Origin of the sequence: Streptomyces sp. NPDC018964, assembly GCF_044390325.1 — a bacterium.
Taxonomy (GTDB): domain Bacteria; phylum Actinomycetota; class Actinomycetes; order Streptomycetales; family Streptomycetaceae; genus Streptomyces.
This window is the reverse complement of the sequence record NZ_JBIRYZ010000023.1, coordinates 73101-94224: the sequence shown is the minus strand read 5'-3', so window position 1 is coordinate 94224 and position 21124 is coordinate 73101. Positions and strand designations below refer to the sequence as shown.

The following is a 21124-nucleotide window of genomic DNA, read 5'->3' as shown; positions in this document are numbered from 1 at the left end:
CGGACACCTTTCCGCCCGAGCGACCGGACCGGACCGGGGCCAGCGACTGGACGACTTTCGGTCGCTTCGTCAGTAGCTGCGAAAAACAGCAGGTCACAGGCTTGCGATTGATCCAATAGCGACTGAAGCGACTGAAGGGGTCTATATATAACGTGTACACGCGTACGCGCACGCGCATACGCACACACTCCAGTGGCCTCATATATAGGGGCCTTCGGTCGCTTCAGTCGCTACCGCAGCTCAAGCAAGACGCTTGACCTGCGCTTTTCCATAAGCGACCGAAGGAGACCCTTCCCCGAGACGGTCGCTGCGCTTCAGTCGCTCACCGCCCCCGGCCGCCTCCGGAACGCCGGAACGCCCGCCTCCGGGACCTTCCGGGGCCAGCGACCGAAGCGACCCCAGCGACTCTCCAGCGGGTTCGAAACCGCCTCACGTACCGGGCCGGTCCAGGAAGGACCCCGGGGCGCCGGACGGGCCAGTGCGCGACGGCCGACACGGCTCCCCGGCCGGCTCAGCCGGCTGCCCGGCCCTCGAGGTCCTCGCCCCCGGCTGCGGCCGGGGGCAGGCGGGTCCTTCCGCCGTACGGGAACGACGGGACCGGCCCCGAGCCCGGGCCCGTCTCCAGGCCGGGGACGCAGTCCGTGTGCCAGCCGCCGGCCGGGACCTTCCCGCGGAGCAGGGTGCCGCGCTCGAACCGCTCCCTGCGGGCCTCGGTCGGGAAGAGCAGGAGCAGTCCGGCCAGCAGCCGCGACGCGTCACCGCCGACCCGTCCGGGCTCCGGGTCGAGAACGGCGGTGAAGACCCACTCGTCGGTCCTGATCAGCGGTACGCCGCCCGCCCAGTGGCGTTCGGCCCAGCTCCCTCCCACGGTCACGGGGATGCCGTACGCCTCGCTCGCCAGGTAGGCCACCGCCTCCCGCACGTCCGCACGCTCCGCGAGCCTGTCGTACGGTCCCGGCCCGGCCCGGCGGGGCAGCTGCCGCACCCGCCCGCCGGGCCGCTCGGACGGGGAGCGCCCGCCGTCCGAGCTCTGCCGGGCGCCGCGCGGCGAGGTGATCTCGACGTCCAGCCCCGCGGGAACCATCAGCCAGCGGGCCGACAGCGCCCCGTTCTCCTCGGATCGCATACCGCCTCCCTCGTCGTCGGGCCGTTCAGGACGGTGCGTGTGCGTCGTCGCCCCGAGCCTCGGCCCGCCCGGTCGAGGCGGGGCGAAGCACCGCCCAACACCGACGGCAGCACCGCGCTCCCCGCCCGGCCGCCCGAGCTGCCCCCCCGTGGCCGAAGACCGCGCCCCTTCGTCGCCCGCGGGCAGATCTGTCCGGTTCCCCTCCGTCGCGCCCGGACGCCTCCACGGCCCTCCGCAGCCGGACGACCGCGCCCGTCCGGTCCGCTCCCCCACGGCGGACCGCTCGCGCCCGTGAGTGGAGAAACAGCTGTTGACCTGCACGTTTCCTACGCCTTGGTCTCTCCTTGGATGCCCCCTCCGAGGCTGCCGACACAGCCAGATCCAGCCGGGCCGTCTTCAGATCGATGACCACCCGGTGTCAACCGCACAGACGCAGGCCTGGCCGAGCGGCCGGGGCCCGCCGACCAAGTGGTGAGGTGGAACGGGGATGCAGACCAGGACGCACACGCGTGTCTACGATGCCGAGTTGTCCCGTCTGGTGCGGGAGACCCCCCAGGAGAACGTCCTGGAGGAACTGACCTCGGTGCTCTTCAAGTCCCTCCCGCGCAGTGACCAGCGCCGCCGGGGGATGGAGTACCTCCAGGGCCTGCTCGGCGTCGAGGGCCGCAAGTCGATCCGGAACATCTCCTCGTTGTTCGGAGGAGAGGCAGCCGAACAGAGCCTGCACCACTTCATCAGCGTGTCCACATGGGACTGGGAGCCGGTCCGGCGGGCCCTGGCCCACCACCTGGAGGAGGTCTCCCCGACCCGCGCCTACGTGCTGCGGCCGATGGTGATACCCAAGGCGGGCGACAACTCCGTGGGTGTCGACCGCCGTTTCTGCCCGAGCCAGGGCCAGACGATGAACGCCCAGCAGGCCGTGGGTGTCTGGGCGGTCTCCGACGAGCACAGCACCCCCGTCAACTGGCGCCTGCACCTGCCCGAGACCTGGCTGGACGACAAGGCCCGCCGCCGCCGGGCGGCGATCCCCGAGAGCGTGCTCCCCGAGACCCTCGACCAGGCCGGCATCGAGGCCTATCTCGACATCACCCGCGACTGGGGCCTGCCCGTGCGCCCCGTCGTCATGGACGCCCGCGAGTCGGACGCCGCCGGCGCCGTCCGCATGCTGCAGGCCGCCGGCGCCCCGATGCTGCTGCGGGTCAGCGCCAACCTGCGGCTGACCGCCGTGGATCCGGGAATGCCGCGCACCGCCGCAGGCCTGGAGACGGCGGCGCACCAGATCATGCTCATGGCCCGCCCGCTGCGCCAGCCGGTCATCCAGCGTCAGCCGGGCCCCGGCGGCGGCGCCGTCCACACCGGGCTGACCGCCGCCGTCCGGGTGCGGCTGTCCCGGCACACCGCACGGCGCCCCTCCCACCGCGACCTGCTCCTGCTCGGCGTCGGCGAGAACGGCGGCCGCTGGCCGGCCGAACTGTGGCTGACCGACATCGCCGATCTGCGCCCCGCCCAGCTGCTGCGGCTGAGCCGCCTCCTCCAGCGTGTGGACCGGGACTTCGCCGAGGTCGCCGAACGGGTGGGCATACGGGACTTCTCCGGCCGCTCCTACAACGGCTGGCACCGTCACGCCACCCTCGCCTCGGCGGCGCACGCCGTGGCGGTGCTGTCGGGAACGGCCCAGCCGGAGATGGAGGTGGCCCAGGCCTCGTGAGCGCTGGGAGCGGCGCATCGTACGCTGCCTGAGCGACTGCTGTCAGCCTCCTTGTCAGCCGCTGCGTCAGCTGTGGTGGTGATCCAGCCACGGAGCTGACGTATTGCCCCGGCGTGCTTTGATGCCCCCGGAACTCCCGTCACACGATCGGCGGACCAATCCGTCCGTGTGTGCGAGGAGTTCATCATGACCAGCCAGCCGCAGGCCGCGGGCGTGCGGGGCACCCCTGCCTTCGTTCCGGCCGAGCCCTCCACGCCTGCCGGGACCGGGGCCCGGGTCGTGGTGCGCACCTCGGGCGGGCCGGTGGCCGGCGAGCGCGTCGGCGCCGTCACCGTCTTCCGGGGCGTGCCCTACGCCCGGGCGCCGCTGGGCGAGCTGCGTTTCGCCTCCCCCAGGCCGCCGCTGCCCTGGCACGGCGTCCGCCCGGCGCTGAGGTTCACCGACGTCTCCTTCCAGAGCGCGGTCCCCAACCGTCCGGTGCCGCCCAGCAGCGAGGACTCGCTGTACGCCAACGTCTGGACGCCCGATCCGCAGGGCGCCCGACCCGTCCTGGTCTACATCCACGGAGGCGGCTGGCAGGCGGGCGCCGGCAGCCTGCCGGTCTACGACGGCGCCCGCCCGGCCGAACGCGGCGACCTCGTCGTCGTCACCTTCAACTACCGGCTCGGCGTCCTCGGATTCGGCCTGCACGAGGACCTCGCCGACCCGGAGACCGGGCACTTCGCCAACTGGGGCCTGCAGGACCAGCGGGCGCTGCTGCACTGGGTGCACGCCAACGCCGCCGCCTTCGGCGGGGACCCCGGGAACATCACCGTGTGCGGCACCTCCGCCGGCGGCGCCAGCGCCTGGCAGCTGGCACTGCTGCCCGAACTGCGCGGCCTGATCCGCCGTATCGTCTCCATCAGCCCCAGCCACGTCACCCCGCCCGCGACCGCGCTGACCCCCGACGACGCGCGCACCGCCTACGAAGCCGTCGCCCGGCGCCTGGGCACCACCGTCGCCGGGCTGCGCGACGTTCCGGCGGCCGCGCTCACCGGGGCGTGGGAGGAGATCTTCGCGGCGCCGCCCGGGCGACGGATCGTCGGCAGCGGACGCTGGTATCGCGGCCCCGTGCTCGACGGGCGCACCATGCCCGGCTACGACCACCTGCTGCCCACGCCCGACGTGCCGGTGCTGTCCGTCCACACCAGCACGGAGGGCTCCTTCTACACCGGTCCCGGATCCCCGCAGCCGGCACCCGCCCCCCGCGACGAGGCCGAACTGCGCCGGGCCGTGCGCTCCGTCCTGCGCCTGGCCGAACCGGACGCCGGCGACGACCTCGCCGACGCCTGCCTGAGCGCCTACCGGACGGCAGCCCGGGACGGGAACCTGCCCGCCGACGCGCTGTCGCTGTGGACGGAGATCTGGGGCGACGCGCTGTTCCGGCATCAGATCGTCCGGTTCTCCGAACGGCACGCCCGCCACGGCCGCACCGCGCTGTACGCCATGGAGTTCGCCCACCCGGCACGCGCCCCCCACTTCGGCACCCCGCACGAGGCGACCTCGCCGTTCCTCTTCGGCACCCACCGGCTGCCCCGGCTCGCCGACGTCTTCGGCCGCGGCCGCACCGAACACCTGCTGTCCGACCTCCTCATCGACTCGGTGGCGGCCTTCGCCCGGACCTCCCGGCCAAGCTCCCCGGACCTTCCCGACTGGCCCGCGTTCACCCCCGAGGCACCCAGCACCCTCGTCCTGGGCGGCCCCGCCACCGCCGAGGTCGTCCACACCCCCAAACTCGCCCAGCTCGGCTTCTGGGACGCGGTCGGCTGGACACCACGCCTGTGACACGCGTCGCTTCGACGCGGCGGACGACCACCCGGACCCGGTGAAGCCCCCCTCAGTCCTCCCTCGTGCGCACCGAGGCCCTCATCGCACCGCCCTCGCTCTCGTCTGGAGACATTCGTGGACAAATCATTGCTCGACATCGATCTGAAGCTCGCTTCCCAGCAGCCGGACTGGGAGGACCCGGCCCAGGTACTGCGCGTCCGCTCGGACCTGTCGGGCCGCCCCGCGCTGGTGCGCTCCGACGACGTACGCCTGCTGCGCAGCCACCTGGCGCGGGTGGCCGCGGGCGAGGCGCTGGTGGTCCAGGCCGGCGACTGCGCGGAGAACCCCGCCGAGTGCACCGCCGGGGACGTCGCCCGCAAGGCGGCCGTGCTCGACCTGCTGGCCGGCTCGCTCAAGCTGATCACCGGCAAGCCGGTGATCCGCGTGGGCCGCATCGCCGGACAGTTCGGCAAACCGCGCTCGCGCCCCACCGAACACATCGCCGGCCTGGAACTGCCCGTCTACCGCGGGCACATGGTCAACGACCCCGAACCCACCCCGGAGGGCCGCCGCCCCGACCCGCTGCGCCTGCTGACCTGCTACATGGCGGCCGACGACATCATCCGCCACCTCGGATGGCACCGCACCCCGCCGGCGGGGGGCATCGACCCGGCGGTGTGGACCAGCCACGAGGCCCTGCTGCTCGATTACGAGGTCCCGCTGCTGCGGCGCGCGGAGGACGGGCTGCTGCTGTCCTCGACGCACTGGCCGTGGATCGGGGAACGCACCCGCCGGCCCGACGGCGCGCACGTCGCGCTGCTCTCCGGGGTGGTCAACCCGGTGGCCTGCAAGGTCGGCCCCGGCATCACCCGGGACGACCTGCTGGAGCTGTGCCGCCGCCTGGACCCGCGGCGCGAGCCCGGCCGGCTCACCCTCATCGCGCGCATGGGCGCCGACCGGGTGGCCGACGCGCTGCCCCCGCTGGTGGAGGCGGTGCGCGACGCCGGCCACCCGGTCATCTGGCTCACCGACCCGCTGCACGCCAACACCGTCACCACCGCCGACGGATTCAAGACCCGCTACGTGGAGTCCGCCGCACGGGAGGTCGCCGTCTTCCACGACGTGGTCGTGCGGCACGGCGGCACCGCCGGGGGACTGCACCTGGAGACCACGCCCGACGCCGTCGTGGAGTGCGTTCCCGACGCGCGGGCGGACGGCCTGGTCGGCGACGCCTACGAGACCTTCTGCGACCCGCGGCTCAACGTCGGCCAGGCCGTCTCCGTGGTGTCCGCATGGCACCGGTGACCCCCGCCGCACGACCCACCTCCCCACCCGCACGGCAATCGAAGGAGAGGCACGACATGGACAACAGACTGGCCCTGGTCACCGGTGCCGCCGGAGGCATCGGCGCAGCCGTGGCCCGCGTCCTGGGAGAGCAGGGGATCGCGGTGGCCGCGGTCGACCGCGACCCCGACCAGCTCGACGAGGTGGTGACGAAACTGGGCGCGGACGGCCTGCCCGTGACCCCGTTCCCGTCCGACGTGACCGACAGCGCCGCGGTCGAGACGCTCGTCGCCGAGGTCGAGCGGCGTCTCGGTCCCATCGACTACCTGGTGAACACCGCGGGCGTGCTGCGCCTCGGCGAGGTCACCGACTTCAGCGACGAGGACTGGAGCAGCACCTTCGCCGTCAACACCACGGGCGTCTTCCACCTCTCGCGCGCCGTGGTCGGCCGCATGGTGCCGCGCCGCCGCGGAGCCGTCGTCACCGTCGCCTCCAACGCGGCCGCCACGCCCCGCACCGGCATGGCCGCCTACGCCGCCTCCAAGGCGGCGGCGGAGATGTTCACCAAGAGCCTCGGTCTGGAGGTCGCGCGCCACGGCATCCGCTGCAACATCGTCGCCCCCGGCTCCACCGACACCCCGATGCTCAGCTCGATGTGGCACGACGACAGCGGCCGGCGCGCCACCCTCGCCGGGAACCCGGAGACCTTCCGCGTCGGCATCCCGCTGGGCAAGCTCGCCCGCCCCGCCGACGTCGCGCACGCCGTCGCGTTCCTGCTGTCCGACCAGGCCTCCCACGTCACCCTGCACACCCTGACCGTCGACGGCGGCGCCGCCCTCGGCGCCTGACGGACCGCCCCGCCCCACCCGCCTCCGTCGAGAAAGGACACCCACCGTCATGGCCGGCCTTCCGACCATCGAGTCCTACCCCCTGCCCACCGCGCCGGAGCTGCCGGAGAACACCGCGCCGTGGACCGCGGACCCCGAGCGTGCCGTCCTGCTCGTGCACGACATGCAGCGCTACTTCCTCCAGCCCTTCCCCGACCCGCTGCGCACCCAGCTCGTGCGGAACGCGGCCGAACTGCGCGAGCGGTGCGCCGAACTCGGCATCCCGGTCGCCTACACCGCCCAGCCCGGCGGCATGACCGCCCCCCAGCGGGGCCTGCTGAAGGACTTCTGGGGCCCGGGCATGCGCCCGGCCCCCGCCGACCGCGCCGTGGTCGAGGAGCTCGCCCCGCGCGAGGGGGACTGGCTGGTGACCAAGTGGCGCTACAGCGCCTTCCACCACACCGACCTGCTCACCCGGATGCGCTTCCACCAGCGGGACCAGCTGATCGTGTGCGGGGTCTACGCCCACGTCGGTGTGCTGGTCACCGGCGTCGAGGCGTTCAGCCACGACATCGAGACGTTCCTGGTCGCCGACGCCGTCGCCGACTTCGACGAAGGCCACCACCGCATGGCGGTCGAGTACGCGGCCGCGCGCTGCGCCGTGGTCACCACCGCCAAGGAGGTCCTGGCATGACCGGCAACCCGACCGGACCCGACCGGCAGGACGGCGGCCTGCTGGACGCGATCCTCAGCCCCGAACCCCCGCCGTTCGCCCTGCTGCACCGTCCCGAGACGAACGGGCCGGGCGTGCTCGACGTCCTGGTCGGCACGGTCTCGCAGGCCGAGACCCTCGCCGGCATCCCGCTGCCCGGATCCGCCGGCCCGGTGGACGCCCCGCGGCACGAGGTGCTCGCCCTCGTGCCCTACCGGCAGATCGCCGAGCGGGGCTTCGCCGGCCACGACGACGGGACCCCGCTGGTCGCGCTCAGCATCGCCGCGCAGGAGACCGCCGACCTGGCCACCGTCCTGCGACGGCTGCCCGACGAGCCGATCCGCACCGTCGGCGCGCACTTCGACGTGGACGACGACGCCTACGCGGAGACCGTCCGGCGCATCATCGCCGACGAGATCGGCACCGGCGAGGGCGCGAACTTCGTCATCAAGCGCACGCTGACCGTCGACATCTCCGGCTACACCCCGCGCAGCGCCCTGACCTTCTTCAAGCGGCTCCTGGAGCGGGAGAAGGGCGCGTACTGGACGTTCGTCGTGCACACCGGCGAGCGCACCCTGGTCGGCGCCACGCCCGAACGGCACATCAGCGTGCACGAGGGCAGGGCCGTGATGAACCCCATCAGCGGCACCTACCGCTACCCGGCGTCGGGTCCCACACTGCCGGAGCTGATGGACTTCCTCGCCGACCGCAAGGAGACCGACGAGCTGTACATGGTGGTGGACGAGGAACTGAAGATGATGGCCCGGATCTGCCGCGGCGGCGGCCGGGTGACCGGGCCCTTCCTCAAGGAGATGGCCCGCCTGGCCCACACCGAGTACTTCATCGAGGGCCACACCGACCGCGACCCGCGCGAGGTGCTGCGGGAGACGATGTTCGCGCCGACCGTGACCGGCTCCCCGCTGGAGAGCGCCTGCCGCGTCATCGAGCGCTACGAGCAGCAGGGCCGCGGCTACTACAGCGGTGTGCTGGCGCTGATCGGCCGGGACGCGCGGGGCGCCACCGCCATGGACTCCGTGATCTGCATCCGCACCGCCGACATCGACGCCGCCGGCCGGGCGCGCATCGGGGTCGGCGCCACGCTGGTGCGCCACTCCGACCCGTACTCGGAGGTGGCCGAGACCCGCGCCAAGGCCGCCGGCCTGCTCACCGCGCTGGAGGGTGGCGGGACGACGAGGTTCGCGGCCCACCCCGAGGTGCGCCGGGCGCTGGAGCGGCGCAACGAGACCATCGCCGGTTTCTGGCTCGCCGGGGACGCTCCGGCCGACGACGGCGCGGCGGTGCTCTCCGGGCGCCGGGTGCTGGTGGTGGACGCCGAGGACACCTTCACCTCGATGATCGGCCATCAACTGCGGTCTCTGGGGCTGGAGGTGACGGTGCGCCGCTTCGACGAGCCGTACGACCTGGCCGGTTACGACCTGGTGGTGATGGGGCCCGGCCCGGGAGACCCGCGCGAGACCTCCCACCCCAAGATCGCCCACCTGGACGGGGCCGTCGCCCGGCTGCTGCGCGAACGGCGGCCGTTCCTGGCGATCTGCCTCAGCCACCAGGTGCTCAGCCGCCGTCTCGGCCTCGGCCTGGCCCGCAGGGACGTGCCCAACCAGGGCGTGCAGCGGGACATCGACCTGTTCGGGCGCCGCGAACGCGTCGGCTTCTACAACACGTTCGCGGCCGTGAGCGCGGAGGACAAGGCGGAGGTGGACGGCGTCGGCATCGTCGAGGTCGCCCGCGACCCGGACAGCCACGAGGTCCACGCCCTGCGCGGCCCCCACTTCGCGTCGATGCAGTTCCACCCCGAGTCCGTCCTCACCCAGAACGGGGTGAGCATCACCGGCGACCTGGTCCACGGTCTGCTGGAGGGCTCGTCGCTGGCCCTGGCCGACTGAACCACCCGGCGGCCGGCCCCGCTCCGGCGGCGGGGTCGGCCGCCATCTGACGTACTCGCCGGCGACCTGACGGGTTCGGCGGACCGCCTTTGCCGCCCGGTCGCGCGGCCCTGGAGCATCGCGGTGCGGGAAGGCCCGCCCGAATCACCGAAGAAGGGTCACACCATGATCACCACCGGTACGGCCCGGTCCGGCCGGACGTCTGCGGGCGTCGCCGTCCTGGGCACAGGATCCTGCCTGCCGTCCCACGTGGTCGGCAACGACGAGGTCGCGGCCGCGGCCGGAGTCACCGACGAGTGGATCCGCCGCAAGACCGGCATCGGGGCGAGGCGCCGGGCCAAACCGGACGAGGCCACCTCGGACCTGGCCGTGGCCGCGGGCCGGGCCGCGATGGAGGACGCCGGGATCACCGCGGCGGACCTGTCGCTGATCGTCGTCGCCACCTCGACCCCCGACTCGCCCCAGCCCCCGACGGCCAGCGTGGTCGCCGACGGGCTCGGCGCCGGCCACGGCACCGCCGCCTTCGACGTCAACGCCGTGTGCAGCGGGTTCGTGTTCGCGCTGAGCACCGCCGAGCACGTGCTGAGGGCGGCGGACTCCTCCTACGCCCTCGTCATCGGCGCGGACGTCTACTCCCGCATCCTCGATCCCACCGACCGGCGCACCGCGATCCTCTTCGGGGACGGCGCCGGAGCGGTGGTCCTCGGCCCGGCCCGACCCGAACGCGGTCTGCTGGCGTCCCGGCTGGCCGGCTTCGGGGCCGACCGCGACCTGATCGAGGTGCCGGCCGGGGGAAGCCGCCTGCCGGCCAGCGAGCAGACCCTGGCCGAGGGCCTGCACTTCTTCACCATGAACGGGCGCGGGGTGCGCGAGTTCGTCGACACCACCGTCACCCCGGCCATCGACACGTTCCTGCGGGACGTCGGCCTCGACGCCCGCGACGTCGACCACTTCGTCCCCCACCAGGCCAACGGCCGGATGCTGGACGACCTCTCGGCCCGGCTCGGCATCCCCGCCGACCGCATGCGCGTCACCTACGAGGACTTCGGCAACACCGGAGCCGCGTCGGTCCCCGTCACCCTCGACCGCGCGGCCCGTTCGGGCGAGCTCGCCGACGGGGACCTCGTCCTGCTGGCCGGCTTCGGCGGCGGCATGGCCATGGGCCTGTCGCTGCTGCGCTGGCAGCGTCCCACCCCCTCGCACAGCACCACGCAAGCCTAAGGAGACGGTGATGTTGGACGGCATCATGGAGGACTACCTGCGCCGGATCAAGGCGGTCCGACCCGAGCGCCCCGACCTGGCGGGACTGCGGCACCTGACGGAGCGTCACCTGCTGTCGGTCCCCTTCGAGAACCTCGACTACCACCTGGACGAAGAGATCTTCATGGACGAGCGCGTCCTCGAGAAGATCGTCCACAAGAACCGCGGAGGCGGCTGCTACGAGGTCAACCCCGCCCTGTCGTTCCTGCTGACCGCACTCGGCTACGAGGTCGACATCCTGCCGGGCTGGGTGCACCGCCCGGACGGGCTCGGCCCCTTCCTCGGCCACCTGGCGCTGCGCGTCAAGGCCGACGGCGAGGACTGGCTGGTCGACGTCGGCTTCGGCCGCAACAGCCGCTTCCCGCTGCGGCTCGCCTCCCGCGAGGTGCAGCACGACCCGCACGGCGACTACCAGCTGCACGACGTGGCCGACGGCGTCATAGACGTCCACCTCGGCGGCAAGCCACTGTACCGGGTGGCGGACCGGCCGGTGCGCATCGAGGACTTCGCGCCGACCCTGTGGTGGTACCGCACCTCGCCCGACTCCTCGTTCCTGCAGGCGGTGTTCTGCTCCATCCGCACCGCCGACGGCCTGGTCACGCTCAAGGGCAACACCCAGATGAGCATGGTCGACGGCCGGGAGCGCAGCAAGCGCACCCTGGACGGCGAGGCCGAGGCGTTCGAGGCGTACGAGAAGTACTTCGGCGTCAGCCTGGAGCGGCTGCCGAAGGAGCCGGGCCTCGGCGTGACCGCCGGAGTGCGGACGGAATGACAGCCATGAGCGACAACCACGTCAGCCCGGCGTCCGACGTCGACGTCCTCGTCGTCGGCGCCGGCCCGACCGGCCTGCTGACGGCCGTGGAACTGCTGCGCCGCGGCGTCCGGGTCCGCGTCGTCGACCGTGCCGAGGAGCCGTCGACCACCCCGAAGGCGCTGTCCGTGTGGCCCCGGGCGCTGGACATCCTCGAGGACGCCGGGCTCGCCGAGGGCATACGGCGCGAGTCGGTGCTCATCAACCGGCTCAGCTACTTCTCCGAACGCAGTCCGCTCGCCTCCTTCGCCCTGAACGAGGACACCGCCTGCCGGGTGCTGCCCCAGCACGTCACCGAGCGCCTGCTGGCCGAACGCCTGGGCGAACTGGGCGGCAAGGTGGAACGAGGGGTGCGGCTGCTGGCCCTGGAGGGGGTGGACTTCTCCGGGGACATCACCGCCACCGACGGCGTCACCGCCGTGGTGGAACGGTCCGACGGGAGCGTCGACCGCATCCGGGCGCCCTTCGTGGTCGGCGCCGACGGCGCCGGCAGCGCGGTACGGGGCCAGCTCGGCATCGGCTTCCAGGGCAGCACCTACGAGATGGCCTTCGCGCTCGTCGACGCGCGGGTCGAGGGCGACCTGCCCGACGACGAGTGCCTCTTCTACCAGACGCCGAGCGGTGCCCTGGTGGTCGTGCCGATGCCCGGCGGTGTGCACCGTTTCCTGTCGGTGATGCCGCAGGGACGGCACGAGGTCTCCCTGGAGATGATGCAGGAGATCCTCGAGGAGCGCGGACCGCGCGGGGTGCGGCTGACGGAGGCCGTGTGGCAGGCCGTCTTCCGGGTGCACGCCCGCCGCGCCTCCGACTTCCGCGTCGGGCGCGTCTTCCTGGCCGGTGACGCCGCACACGTGCACAGCCCGGCCGGCGGCCAGGGCATGAACAACGGCCTGCAGGACGCCCAGAACCTGGGCTGGAAGCTGGCCGCCGTCATCCGGGGCACCTCGCCGGCCTCGCTGCTCGACGGCTACGGCGTCGAGCGCTCGGAGGCCACCCGCCAGATCCTGCGCGACACCGATCTGCAGACCCGTGCGTGGGTGGCGGGCAGCCGGGCCAAGGTGCTCGCCCGCGACACCGCCTTCAAGCTGCTGGACCGCACCGGCGTCGTGTCCCGCTTCTACACGCCGGTGATGGCCGGACGCCGTCTGGCGTACCCGCCGGTGCGCGCCACGCAGCGGCCCTCGGGACCGTCCGGCTGCAAGGTCCGCGGCAGGATCCCCGGCGGCCTGAAGGACGGCGCCGTCTTCCCCCGGCGGTCCGCGCTCGCGCACGGCGTCAGCGGACCCGACGTCGACCCGCACGCCTGGACCCTGGTCGTGGCACCGCCCTCGGACGCCTGGCGCGCCGAGGCCGGACACGTCACGGCCCGCTACGGGCGGCTGCTGCGCACCGTCGTGCTGCGGCGGCGCGAGAGCGCCTTCGCCACCGGCTGCCACCGTGGGGGCTACTGGCTGGTGCGGCCGGACGGACACGTGGCCGCGCACGGGCACGAGGCCGACCTCGGGCACCTGGAAGCCGAGCTGAAAGCCGTCCTGACCAGCCACGACGGGCGCGCCTGAGGCGACTTGACATTAAAAACAGCGGGCCCTTCTGGCGGACATTGCCGATGCGTAATGTCCAGGACATGAAGCTGAGAGAGGGCGTGGAGTGGGCAGTGCACTGCTGCATCAACCTGTCGTGGATCGCTCCCGACAGGTCGGTGCCGGCAGCCAGACTGGCCGCGTTCCACGACCTGCCCACGGCTTACCTGAACAAGCAGATGAACGCGCTGGGACGAGCCGGCATCGTCTCGTCCCGGTCCGGCCCCCGGGGCGGATTCCGTCTCGGCCGCAGGCCGCGGGAGATCAGCCTCATGGACGTGGCGACGGCGATCGACGGCTCGGCACGGGCCTTCCTGTGCACGGGCATCCGTCACCACGGGCCGGCCGGCCGGATCACCGGCTCCGGCGGCGGCAGCACCCCGTGCACCGTGGCGCAGGCCTTCTCCGCCGCGGAACTGGCCTGGCGGCGTCGGCTCGCCGAGCAGACGATCGCCGACCTGGCGGACGCGGTGCGCCGGGCCAACCCCGCCGCTCCCGACCACGTCCGCCGCTGGTTCGACCGGAACTGAGATCCACTAGCGCACCCCTGTAACCGCCGGGGCCCCTCCCCTGCGGTGGCGCCCCCGCGCGCCGAATCCGACCCCGTAGTGAAAGGCACAGTCATGCCGTCTTCGGCCACAGGCGCCGCCACAGAGGCGACGCGCCAGCGCCCTGGACTCCTCCTGGCGCTGCTGGCGTTCGCGCAGCTGATCATCTCCATCGACTACAACATCGTCTACGTCGCGCTCCCCGAGATCGGTTCCGCACTCGGCTTCAGCTCCCAGAACCTGCAGTGGGTGATCAGCGCCTACGCGGTCGCCTTCGGCGGGTTCCTGCTGCTCGGCGGCCGGGCCTGCGACCTGTGGGGCCCGCGCCGCATCTTCATCCTGGGCCTGTCCCTGTACGGGGTGTCCTCGCTGGCGGGCGGCCTCGCCACCGACCCCGGAGTGCTGATCGCGGCCCGCGCGGTGCAGGGCATCGGCGGCGCGTTCCTCTTCCCCGCCACGCTGACGCTGGTCTCCACCAAGTTCGCCGAGGGCAAGGAGCGCAACCGCGCCTTCGCCGTCTGGGGCACGGCCGGCGGTTCGGGCATGATCCTCGGTTCCCTGCTCGGCGGTGTCCTCACCCAGGCCTTCGGCTGGGAGTCCGTCTTCTACGTCAACGTCCCGCTGGCCGTACTGGCCATCGTGTTCGCCCTGCCGCTGATCACGCGTGACCAGCTCGGCGGCTCGCGCCGCTCCTTCGACCTGGCCGGCGCGCTGACCGCCACCATCGGCACCACGTCCGTCGTCTTCGCCCTCGTCCAGGGACCGGAGTCGGGCTGGGGCTCCGCCCTCATCATCGGCGCCCTCGTCCTCGGCGTGGCCCTGCTGGCCTCCTTCCTCCTCATCGAGAAGCGCAGCAGCGACCCGCTGATGCCGCTGCGCCTGTTCGGCAACCGCAACCTGAGCACCGGCGCCGCGATCACCTTCCTCTACATGGCGACCTTCGGCACCCTGCTGTACTTCCTGACCGTCTACTTCCAGGGCGTGCACGGCTACAACGCGCTGGAGACGGGCCTGGCCTTCCTGGTCCCCATGGTCGCCATCTCCATCGGCGCCCAGACGGCCGGCCGCCTCGCCACGCGGTTCGGGCTGCGCGCCATCATGATCGCCAGTCTCCTGGTGGGTCTGGTCGGCACCGTCATCGTCGGCCTGACGCTGACCACCGACGGCTCCTACGTCTCGCTGATCCCCGGCATGGTCGTCCTCGGCCTCGGCCAGGGCGCCGGCTACACCCTGATGTTCGGCGCCGCCACCGTCGGTGTGGACCCGATGGAGCAGGGCATCGCCTCCGGCTGGGCCTCCACCACGCAGCAGGTCGGCGGCGCGGTCGGCCTCGCCGTCCTGGTCGCCATCGCCAACTCCGGCCTGGGCGGGCTCGAGGGCGAGGCGCTGCGCTCGGCCACCACCGACGGTCTGCGCACGGCGGTGTTCCTCGCCGCGGCCGGTATCGCGCTGACCGCGCTGGTCGCCTTCGGCCTGAAGAAGCCGAACAAGCAGCGGGCCGTCGCCCAGGGAACCGCGGCCTCCGCCGACGAACCGCAGACCGCCCAGGTCTGACCCCGCTCTCCGGCGCCCCCGAGGGCGCCGGGCACCGGACCTCCGCATCACCCGCGTCCCCCGCCGGTGCGGAGGTCCTGCCGTTCCCCGGGACCACGGGGCCCGACTGTGCGTCATGTCCCTTCCCGGAAAGGGACATGACGCATAGCCGGGGAAAAGATTGCCGGTCCGGGGGTGCTCTCCCAGGATCGGCGTATGTCGAAAACAACGGTTGCCGAGGCACCTTCGCCGGTGTCGCGCACGGCGCCGCTCGCCGCCACCGTGACGACCGTGTCCGTCATGGGCGTGCTCGTGGTGGGCCAGATGTACGTGACCATCCCGCTGATGCCCGAACTCGCCCACGCCTGGGACGTCTCCACACAGTCGGCGGCGCTGTCGACCACCGCTTTCGCCTTCGCGCACGCGGCCGGCTCGCTGATCAGCGGCCCGCTGTCCACCCGCTTCGGGCGACGCGCGGTCATGGTCGTCAACGTCCTGGCCATGGCCGTCGTCACCGCTCTGCTCCCGCTGGTGACGTCGCTGGCGGCCGGGGTGACGCTGCGGGCGCTGCAGGGGTTGTTCGCCGGCTCGTTCATCCCGATGGCGTACGCCTACCTGCACGCCCGCATCGCCCCCGAGAAGGTCGCCCTGGCGCTGACCGTGGTGTCCGCCTGCATGGGGGCCACGGTGGTCATCGGCCAGGTCGAGGCGCAGCTGCTGGCGTCCCTGGTGGGCTGGGTGTGGGTGTTCTGGGCGACCGTGCCCCTGCTCCTGGTCGGGGCCGCCGTCTCCTGGCGCGTGCTGCTGCCCGAACCGCGGCCGGCCGCGCCGGGCGCCTCCCCCGAGCGCCCTCCCGGTCTGCGGTCCGCGCTCGGCGGCCGGCTGGTCCCGCTGTACCTGGTCATCCTCGTCGCGGCGGGCGCCCTCACCGCCGTCTACACCGGCGTCCAGCTGTACGGCCCCCCGGACGTCGCGGACGGCGGCGCGCTGCTGGCGCTGCGCGCCAGCGCCCTGCCCGCGCTGCTCGGCGCCGTGCTGCTCGCCCCGGCCCTGTCCGGTGTCCCCGCGCCCCGGCGCGCCGTCGGCGCCCTCGTGGTCACCGTCGCGGCGATGCTGGCCGCGGTCCTCGGCGGCGACAACCCCCTCGTACTGGGGGCCGCCCTGTTCGTCTTCATGGCGGGCTTCTCCACGCTCGGTCCCGCCCTCATCCAGACCGTCGGGGCCAGGGCCGGAACCGCCCAGACCTCGGCCATCGCGGTGTACGGCTTCACGCTCAACGTCGGAGCAGGCGCCGGCGCCCAGCTCGCCGCCTCCTTCTCCCGCTTCGCCGCGCTGGCGCTGTTCCTGGCGGTCGCCCTGACGCTGGCCACGGCCGTGGTCGCGCGTGGCGCGCGAAGGACCTGACGCACTCGCCGGAGCGCCGTTGCCGCCGGGGAGCCGGGCGTCCCACGATGCGAACCCGCAAGCCCGTCACAGCCATCCGTACGCCAGGGAGCGTCCGACCATGACCAACGTCGCCGTCATCTACTACTCGTCGACCGGCTCCACCCACCGGCTCGCCGTGGCCGCCGCCGACGCCGCCGCCGCGGAGGGCGCCGAGGTGAGGCTGCGCCGGGTACCCGAGACCGCCGCCACGGGCCGCCCCGGCTCCGAGGAGCACGCCGCCTCCGTCGCGGACATCCCCGAGGCGACGCCGGACGACCTGCAGTGGGCCGACGCGATCCTGCTGGGCACGCCCGTCCACTTCGGGCTCGCCGCGCCCCAGCTGATGCAGTTCATCAACACCTCCTCGGCGCTGTCGATCCAGGGCAAGCTCCTGAACAAGGCCGTCTCCGCGTTCGCCTCCGGCTCCGCCGAGCACGGCGGCCAGGTGACCGCGATCCTCGCGCTGCACAACGCCATCTGCCACTGGGGTTCGGTCATCGTCGCCACCGGCTCCGCCGACCCGGTGCTGTACGAGAAGAACAATGGCAACCCCTACGGGGCCTCCACCGTGGCCGGCAACCGCGCCGGTTTCATCCACCCCGAGAACACCGGGGCGATCGCCTACCAGACGCGCCGCACCCTCCACGTCGCCGCCGCCCTGAAGGCCGCCGAAGGCGTACGGGCCGCCGCCTGACCTTCCGTCCCGTCACGAGGAGACACCATGGCAGTCAGCGATCCGGCCCAGCTGCCGGCGGCCTTCGTCGAGGCCTTCAACGCCAAGGACCTCGACGCCATCGACCGGCTCTTCGAGCCGGAGGCGGTGCGCGTGCTGCGCCCGGGCGTGGTGGTGACCGGAGACGGACGCCGGCAGGCGACCAGCAGTTTCCTGGCACTGGGCGTTCCGATCCGGATCACCCTGCGGCACGCCTACGTCTACGACGACACGGCCCTGATCCTCGGCGACTTCGTCATCGAGGGCACCAAGCCGGACGGCGAGCACGTCCACCTGACGGGCACCGCGACCGACGTGGCCCGGCGCGGTGCCGACGGGCTGTGGCGCTACATCATCGACAATCCGCCCGGTGTCGAGACCGCCTGACCCGGGCGGGCCGGCCCGGAAAGGAGGGGAAGCACGCACGAGGAACGGAAGAGGGAACCGACTTGACGGATTGGCGGAAAAGAGGTGGCTGCCCGGACGGGACCGGGACACGATGGGGCCGGACCCAGCAGCCGGAAACGGCGAGCGCACCATTTATCGAGGGAGCAGTACGGCCATGACCAATGTCGCCATCATCTATTACTCGGCCACCGGAAACATCCACAAGTTGGCTGTCGCCGCCGCCGAGGCGGCGGAGAAGGCCGGTGCCGAGGTGAGGCTGCGCAGGGTCGCCGAGATCACCGACGAGCCGCTCGCACCCAATTACACCGAGTGGACCGAGGCGAACAACGAGCACGTCGCCACGAGCCGCGACGTGCCGGTGGCCGCCATAGACGACCTGGACTGGGCCGACGCCGTCGTCTGGGGCACCCCCGGCCGCTACGGACTGCTGGCCGGCCCGCTCAAGCACTTCATCGACCAGACCTTCGAACTCCACGCCCGGCGCGGCCTGATGAACAAGGCGATGTCCGCGTTCACCTCCACGGGCACCCCGCACGGCGGCCAGGAGTCGACGCTCCTGTCCCTGAGCAACGTCTTCTACCACTGGGGCGCCGTCATCGTGCCCCCGGGCGTGACCGACGACATCCTGCTCGCCCCGAGCAACGGCAACCCCTACGGCGTCAGCGCGACCTCGGGCCTGCAGGCCATCCCGGGGCACCTCGCGCAGAACGTCACCGACGACAACCTCGCCGCGGTCGGCTACCAGACCGTACGCACCCTGAAGGTGGCCGAGGCCCTCAAGCGGGGGCTGAAGGACGCCTGAGCCCCACCCGTCCGAATGCCGGGCCGCGCACCGCGCGGTCCGGCATTTCCGCTTTCCGGCTTTTTGAATTCCCGGGAATTCCCGGCGCCGAAAAGTGCGGGAGCTGATGCATTAGCCGTTCTTTCCTTTCCGTGAGCGGCGGCGCGTGGGAGATTCTCGTGCGGGAGTTTTTCAGTTTCGTGTGCCGTTCACCATGAGGAAGAGGCCTGATGTACAAGGTTCCCAAGAGCAAGAAGATCCTCTACCTCGGGGTCGTCTCCGAGCGGGCCGCCGAGAAGTACGGGACCACCCCGATCACGCTCGACCACGACATGCAGGTCTTCCCCGAGGCGGGCCGGACGCTGACCGTCTCGGAGTTCGCCCGCCACGTGGCCGACACCGCCGACCGGTTGTGGGCGGCCGGTGTGCGGCCCACCGAGCACGTGGCGGTGTACAAGACCTCGAACTTCGACATCACCGTGCTGGCCTGCGGTGCCGCCCGGATCGGCGCGGTCCCGGTGATGCTCTCCCCGCACCTCGACGGAGACAGCATCGGCGAGCTGCTGCAACGGCTGCAGCGGCCCACCCTGCTGACCGACCGGGAGAAGCTGACCGGTCCGCTGGCCGGGCTGCCGCTGGACGGGCTGACGGCCCGGGTCGTCACCACCACCGGCTCCCACCCGGGCGCGGTGTCCTTCGCGGACCTCGCGGGCGCCCCGGAGCGCCGGCCGGTGCTGCTGGACCCGGACCAGCCGGCCCTCATGACGCACACCTCCGGCACCACGGGCATCCCCAAGCTGGTCGTGCACTCCGCCCGGTCCCTCGGCGCGCGGGGCAACTGGCAGGACAAGGTGGTGTCCTTCATCCGCAAGCGCGAGACCGTCGCCATGCACGTGTCCTACGTGCACTCGCGGATGTACCTGGGCCTGGCCGTGCTGCAGACGCGCGGCATGCCGATGGTCTTCATGAACGACGGAAGCCCCGAGCACGTCGCCGACATGCTGGTCAGGCACCGTCCGGGCGTTCTGGAGACGCACCCCAACTCCTTCCTGGAGTGGGAGCAGATGCTGGACGACCCGCGCCGGCCGATCTCCAACGTCAAGTACTTCAACAGCACCTTCGACGCGATCCACCCGAGCACGATGCACAAGTTCCTGCACGCCACGGACCGCAGGAGCCCGGTCTTCCTCCAGGTGTACGGCCAGAGCGAGTGCGGTCCGCTGGCCGCGCGGACCTACCGGCGCCGCAACGCCCTGAAGGCGGACGGCCGCTGCCAGGGGTACCCCACGCCCTTCATGACCAAGTACCGGCTGGTCCCGCGCAACGGGGAGAAGCCGTCCAAGGAGACCCCCGGCTACATCGACGTGGCCACCGCGGGCCGTGCGCTGAGCTACCACGGCGAGCAGGAGCGGTTCGACCGGCAGGTCCTCGGCGAATGGTGGCGCGGCGGTGACGTCGGCTACCGCACCAAGTGGGGGTGCCTGCACCTGCTGGACCGGGAGGTCGACACCATCCCGGGCATCGAGTCCACCCTCGAGATCGAGGACGAGGTGCTGCACAAGCTGGAGGAGCTGACCGAGCTCGTCATCGTGCCCGGCCCGGACAGGCAGCCGGTGCCCGTGGTGTGCACCCGGGGCGACGAGCCGCTGGACGTCCGGCGCTGGAAGGCAGCGGTGGCCGGCCACCCCGCCCTGGCCGCGCCCGTCCAGCGCCGCCTGTCCGACCTGCCGCGCACGGCCACGATGAAGATCCGGCGGCTGGAGCTGGCCCGGCAGCTGGCCGAGCAGCTCGGCGGTGAGCGGCAGGAGGAGCCGACCGCGGCCCGCTGACGGCCCGCCCACCGGCCCGCGCACGGTCCCGGACCGCCCGGCCGCCGGCCCGGACCCCAGGAATCACCCCTGGGTCCGGGCCGGCGGCCGGGCCCGTGTTCGATCGGAATCTTCGATACGAGTAGAAAACCGCTGTGCGGGTTTGTTTCTCTGGCGGTGGAGGAACGACTGCCGTGAAAGGGCTGACATGTCGAGTAACCGCATCCGCGTGGCCGTGATCCTGTCGAGCGTGCGCAAAGGCCGCTTCGGCCCCACGATTGCGAACTGGTTCGTCGGCACCGCCGACCAGCGCGACGACATCGAGGTCGACCTCGTGGACCTGGCGGACTTCCCCCTGCCCACGGCCCTGACCGACCAGCCGGCCCCGGAGGTCGCCGAGGTGCTGGCCGCGTTCTCGGACCGGCTGTCCCGGGCGGACGGCTTCGTCGTGGTGACGCCGGAGTACAACCACAGCTTCCCCGCGTCCCTGAAGGCGGCCCTGGACTGGACGCAGGCCGAATGGCACGCCAAGCCGGTCGGCTTCGTGGGCTACGGCGGTCTCGCCGGCGGTCTGCGCGCGGTGCAGCAGCTGCGCCACATCGTCAACGAGCTGCACGCCGTCCCCGTACGCGACGCCATCAGCTTCCACGGCCCGTGGGAGCAGTTCGGCCCCGACGGCAAGCTGATCGACCCCGCCGCCGCCGAGGCGGCCGCCAAGGTGCTCTGGGACAAGCTCAGCTGGTGGGCGCTGGCGACCAAGGAAGCCAAAACCCGCCGCCCCTACGACAACTGACACGGGGACTGTTCTTCCCCGGCCGGGCCGCCCCCTCCTCGGGCGGTGGCCCGGCCCCCCGGCCGCGGGAGCGTCCGTGCGCCGCGCCCCGCGCCCCG

At 72.5% G+C, this 21124-nt stretch carries 18 protein-coding genes; 17 read left to right on the top strand and 1 reads right to left on the bottom strand.

Annotated elements, in window-relative coordinates:
• Positions 1 to 511: 511 nt before the first annotated feature.
• On the bottom strand, positions 512 to 1126 hold the full coding sequence (locus tag ACH5AO_RS29500; RefSeq protein WP_398929904.1) for a hypothetical protein: 615 nt from the start codon (positions 1124 to 1126) through the stop codon (positions 512 to 514).
• A gap of 487 nt (positions 1127 to 1613) precedes the next feature.
• Here ACH5AO_RS29500 and ACH5AO_RS29495 point away from each other — a divergent pair, with 487 nt between their 5' ends.
• The 17 genes from ACH5AO_RS29495 (at position 1614) to ACH5AO_RS29415 (ending at position 21026) form a co-directional block, all read left to right on the top strand.
• Positions 1614 to 2834 (top strand): IS701 family transposase, encoded by a 1221-nt coding sequence (locus ACH5AO_RS29495; RefSeq protein WP_398929902.1) that lies wholly within the window; start codon positions 1614 to 1616, stop codon positions 2832 to 2834.
• A gap of 186 nt (positions 2835 to 3020) precedes the next feature.
• Positions 3021 to 4658, top strand: a complete 1638-nt coding sequence (locus ACH5AO_RS29490; RefSeq protein WP_398929900.1) for a carboxylesterase/lipase family protein — start codon at positions 3021 to 3023, stop codon at positions 4656 to 4658.
• A gap of 117 nt (positions 4659 to 4775) precedes the next feature.
• Complete coding sequence (locus tag ACH5AO_RS29485; RefSeq protein WP_398929898.1) at positions 4776 to 5945, top strand: 3-deoxy-7-phosphoheptulonate synthase; 1170 nt, start codon at positions 4776 to 4778, stop codon at positions 5943 to 5945.
• A gap of 56 nt (positions 5946 to 6001) precedes the next feature.
• A complete protein-coding gene (locus ACH5AO_RS29480) occupies positions 6002 to 6772 on the top strand; it encodes a 2,3-dihydro-2,3-dihydroxybenzoate dehydrogenase (RefSeq protein WP_398929896.1) in 771 nt (256 codons plus the stop codon).
• Positions 6773 to 6821: 49 nt separating this feature from the next.
• On the top strand, positions 6822 to 7445 hold the full coding sequence (locus ACH5AO_RS29475; protein WP_398929894.1) for an isochorismatase family protein: 624 nt from the start codon (positions 6822 to 6824) through the stop codon (positions 7443 to 7445).
• A complete protein-coding gene (locus ACH5AO_RS29470; RefSeq protein WP_398929892.1) occupies positions 7442 to 9367 on the top strand; it encodes an anthranilate synthase family protein in 1926 nt (641 codons plus the stop codon). The genes ACH5AO_RS29475 and ACH5AO_RS29470 overlap by 4 nt, the downstream gene beginning before the upstream one ends.
• A gap of 165 nt (positions 9368 to 9532) precedes the next feature.
• A complete protein-coding gene (locus tag ACH5AO_RS29465; RefSeq protein WP_398929891.1) occupies positions 9533 to 10588 on the top strand; it encodes a 3-oxoacyl-ACP synthase III family protein in 1056 nt (351 codons plus the stop codon).
• Between the two features lie 10 nt (positions 10589 to 10598).
• Positions 10599 to 11399, top strand: a complete 801-nt coding sequence (locus tag ACH5AO_RS29460; RefSeq protein ID WP_398929889.1) for an arylamine N-acetyltransferase — start codon at positions 10599 to 10601, stop codon at positions 11397 to 11399.
• A gap of 5 nt (positions 11400 to 11404) precedes the next feature.
• Positions 11405 to 12997, top strand: a complete 1593-nt coding sequence (locus ACH5AO_RS29455) for an FAD-dependent oxidoreductase (RefSeq protein WP_398929887.1) — start codon at positions 11405 to 11407, stop codon at positions 12995 to 12997.
• 65 nt (positions 12998 to 13062) lie between these two features.
• Positions 13063 to 13548: an RrF2 family transcriptional regulator gene (locus tag ACH5AO_RS29450; RefSeq protein WP_398929885.1), complete on the top strand. Its 486-nt coding sequence runs from the start codon at positions 13063 to 13065 to the stop codon at positions 13546 to 13548.
• Positions 13549 to 13641: 93 nt separating this feature from the next.
• Positions 13642 to 15120 carry an MFS transporter gene (locus tag ACH5AO_RS29445; RefSeq protein WP_398929883.1) on the top strand — a complete coding sequence of 493 codons (1479 nt, stop codon included), beginning with the start codon at positions 13642 to 13644 and terminating at the stop codon, positions 15118 to 15120.
• Positions 15121 to 15315: 195 nt separating this feature from the next.
• Entirely contained in the window at positions 15316 to 16503 is a 1188-nt protein-coding gene (locus ACH5AO_RS29440; protein WP_398929881.1) for an MFS transporter, read from the top strand.
• A gap of 100 nt (positions 16504 to 16603) precedes the next feature.
• Entirely contained in the window at positions 16604 to 17218 is a 615-nt protein-coding gene (locus ACH5AO_RS29435) for an NAD(P)H-dependent oxidoreductase (RefSeq protein WP_398929879.1), read from the top strand.
• A gap of 27 nt (positions 17219 to 17245) precedes the next feature.
• The gene (locus ACH5AO_RS29430; RefSeq protein WP_398929877.1) at positions 17246 to 17623 is read left to right on the top strand and encodes a YybH family protein; all 378 of its coding nucleotides are present in this window, start codon (positions 17246 to 17248) and stop codon (positions 17621 to 17623) included.
• 175 nt (positions 17624 to 17798) lie between these two features.
• Positions 17799 to 18446 (top strand): NAD(P)H-dependent oxidoreductase, encoded by a 648-nt coding sequence (locus tag ACH5AO_RS29425; RefSeq protein ID WP_398929875.1) that lies wholly within the window; start codon positions 17799 to 17801, stop codon positions 18444 to 18446.
• Positions 18447 to 18655: 209 nt separating this feature from the next.
• On the top strand, positions 18656 to 20254 hold the full coding sequence (locus ACH5AO_RS29420; protein WP_398929873.1) for a class I adenylate-forming enzyme family protein: 1599 nt from the start codon (positions 18656 to 18658) through the stop codon (positions 20252 to 20254).
• Between the two features lie 187 nt (positions 20255 to 20441).
• Positions 20442 to 21026, top strand: coding sequence for an NADPH-dependent FMN reductase (locus ACH5AO_RS29415; protein ID WP_398929871.1), 585 nt, complete (start codon positions 20442 to 20444; stop codon positions 21024 to 21026).
• Positions 21027 to 21124: the final 98 nt, after the last annotated feature.

Coding starts and splice junctions, on each gene's coding strand:
- ACH5AO_RS29435 (WP_398929879.1), top strand. CDS start 16,604: ATGACCAACGTCGCCGTCATCTACTACTCGTCGACCGGCTCCACCCAC.
- ACH5AO_RS29480 (WP_398929896.1), top strand. CDS start 6,002: ATGGACAACAGACTGGCCCTGGTCACCGGTGCCGCCGGAGGCATCGGC.
- ACH5AO_RS29450 (WP_398929885.1), top strand. CDS start 13,063: ATGAAGCTGAGAGAGGGCGTGGAGTGGGCAGTGCACTGCTGCATCAAC.
- ACH5AO_RS29475 (WP_398929894.1), top strand. CDS start 6,822: ATGGCCGGCCTTCCGACCATCGAGTCCTACCCCCTGCCCACCGCGCCG.
- ACH5AO_RS29495 (WP_398929902.1), top strand. CDS start 1,614: ATGCAGACCAGGACGCACACGCGTGTCTACGATGCCGAGTTGTCCCGT.
- ACH5AO_RS29445 (WP_398929883.1), top strand. CDS start 13,642: ATGCCGTCTTCGGCCACAGGCGCCGCCACAGAGGCGACGCGCCAGCGC.
- ACH5AO_RS29420 (WP_398929873.1), top strand. CDS start 18,656: ATGTACAAGGTTCCCAAGAGCAAGAAGATCCTCTACCTCGGGGTCGTC.
- ACH5AO_RS29455 (WP_398929887.1), top strand. CDS start 11,405: ATGAGCGACAACCACGTCAGCCCGGCGTCCGACGTCGACGTCCTCGTC.
- ACH5AO_RS29460 (WP_398929889.1), top strand. CDS start 10,599: ATGTTGGACGGCATCATGGAGGACTACCTGCGCCGGATCAAGGCGGTC.
- ACH5AO_RS29500 (WP_398929904.1), bottom strand. CDS start 1,126: ATGCGATCCGAGGAGAACGGGGCGCTGTCGGCCCGCTGGCTGATGGTT.
- ACH5AO_RS29465 (WP_398929891.1), top strand. CDS start 9,533: ATGATCACCACCGGTACGGCCCGGTCCGGCCGGACGTCTGCGGGCGTC.
- ACH5AO_RS29425 (WP_398929875.1), top strand. CDS start 17,799: ATGACCAATGTCGCCATCATCTATTACTCGGCCACCGGAAACATCCAC.
- ACH5AO_RS29470 (WP_398929892.1), top strand. CDS start 7,442: ATGACCGGCAACCCGACCGGACCCGACCGGCAGGACGGCGGCCTGCTG.
- ACH5AO_RS29430 (WP_398929877.1), top strand. CDS start 17,246: ATGGCAGTCAGCGATCCGGCCCAGCTGCCGGCGGCCTTCGTCGAGGCC.
- ACH5AO_RS29415 (WP_398929871.1), top strand. CDS start 20,442: ATGTCGAGTAACCGCATCCGCGTGGCCGTGATCCTGTCGAGCGTGCGC.
- ACH5AO_RS29490 (WP_398929900.1), top strand. CDS start 3,021: ATGACCAGCCAGCCGCAGGCCGCGGGCGTGCGGGGCACCCCTGCCTTC.
- ACH5AO_RS29440 (WP_398929881.1), top strand. CDS start 15,316: ATGTCGAAAACAACGGTTGCCGAGGCACCTTCGCCGGTGTCGCGCACG.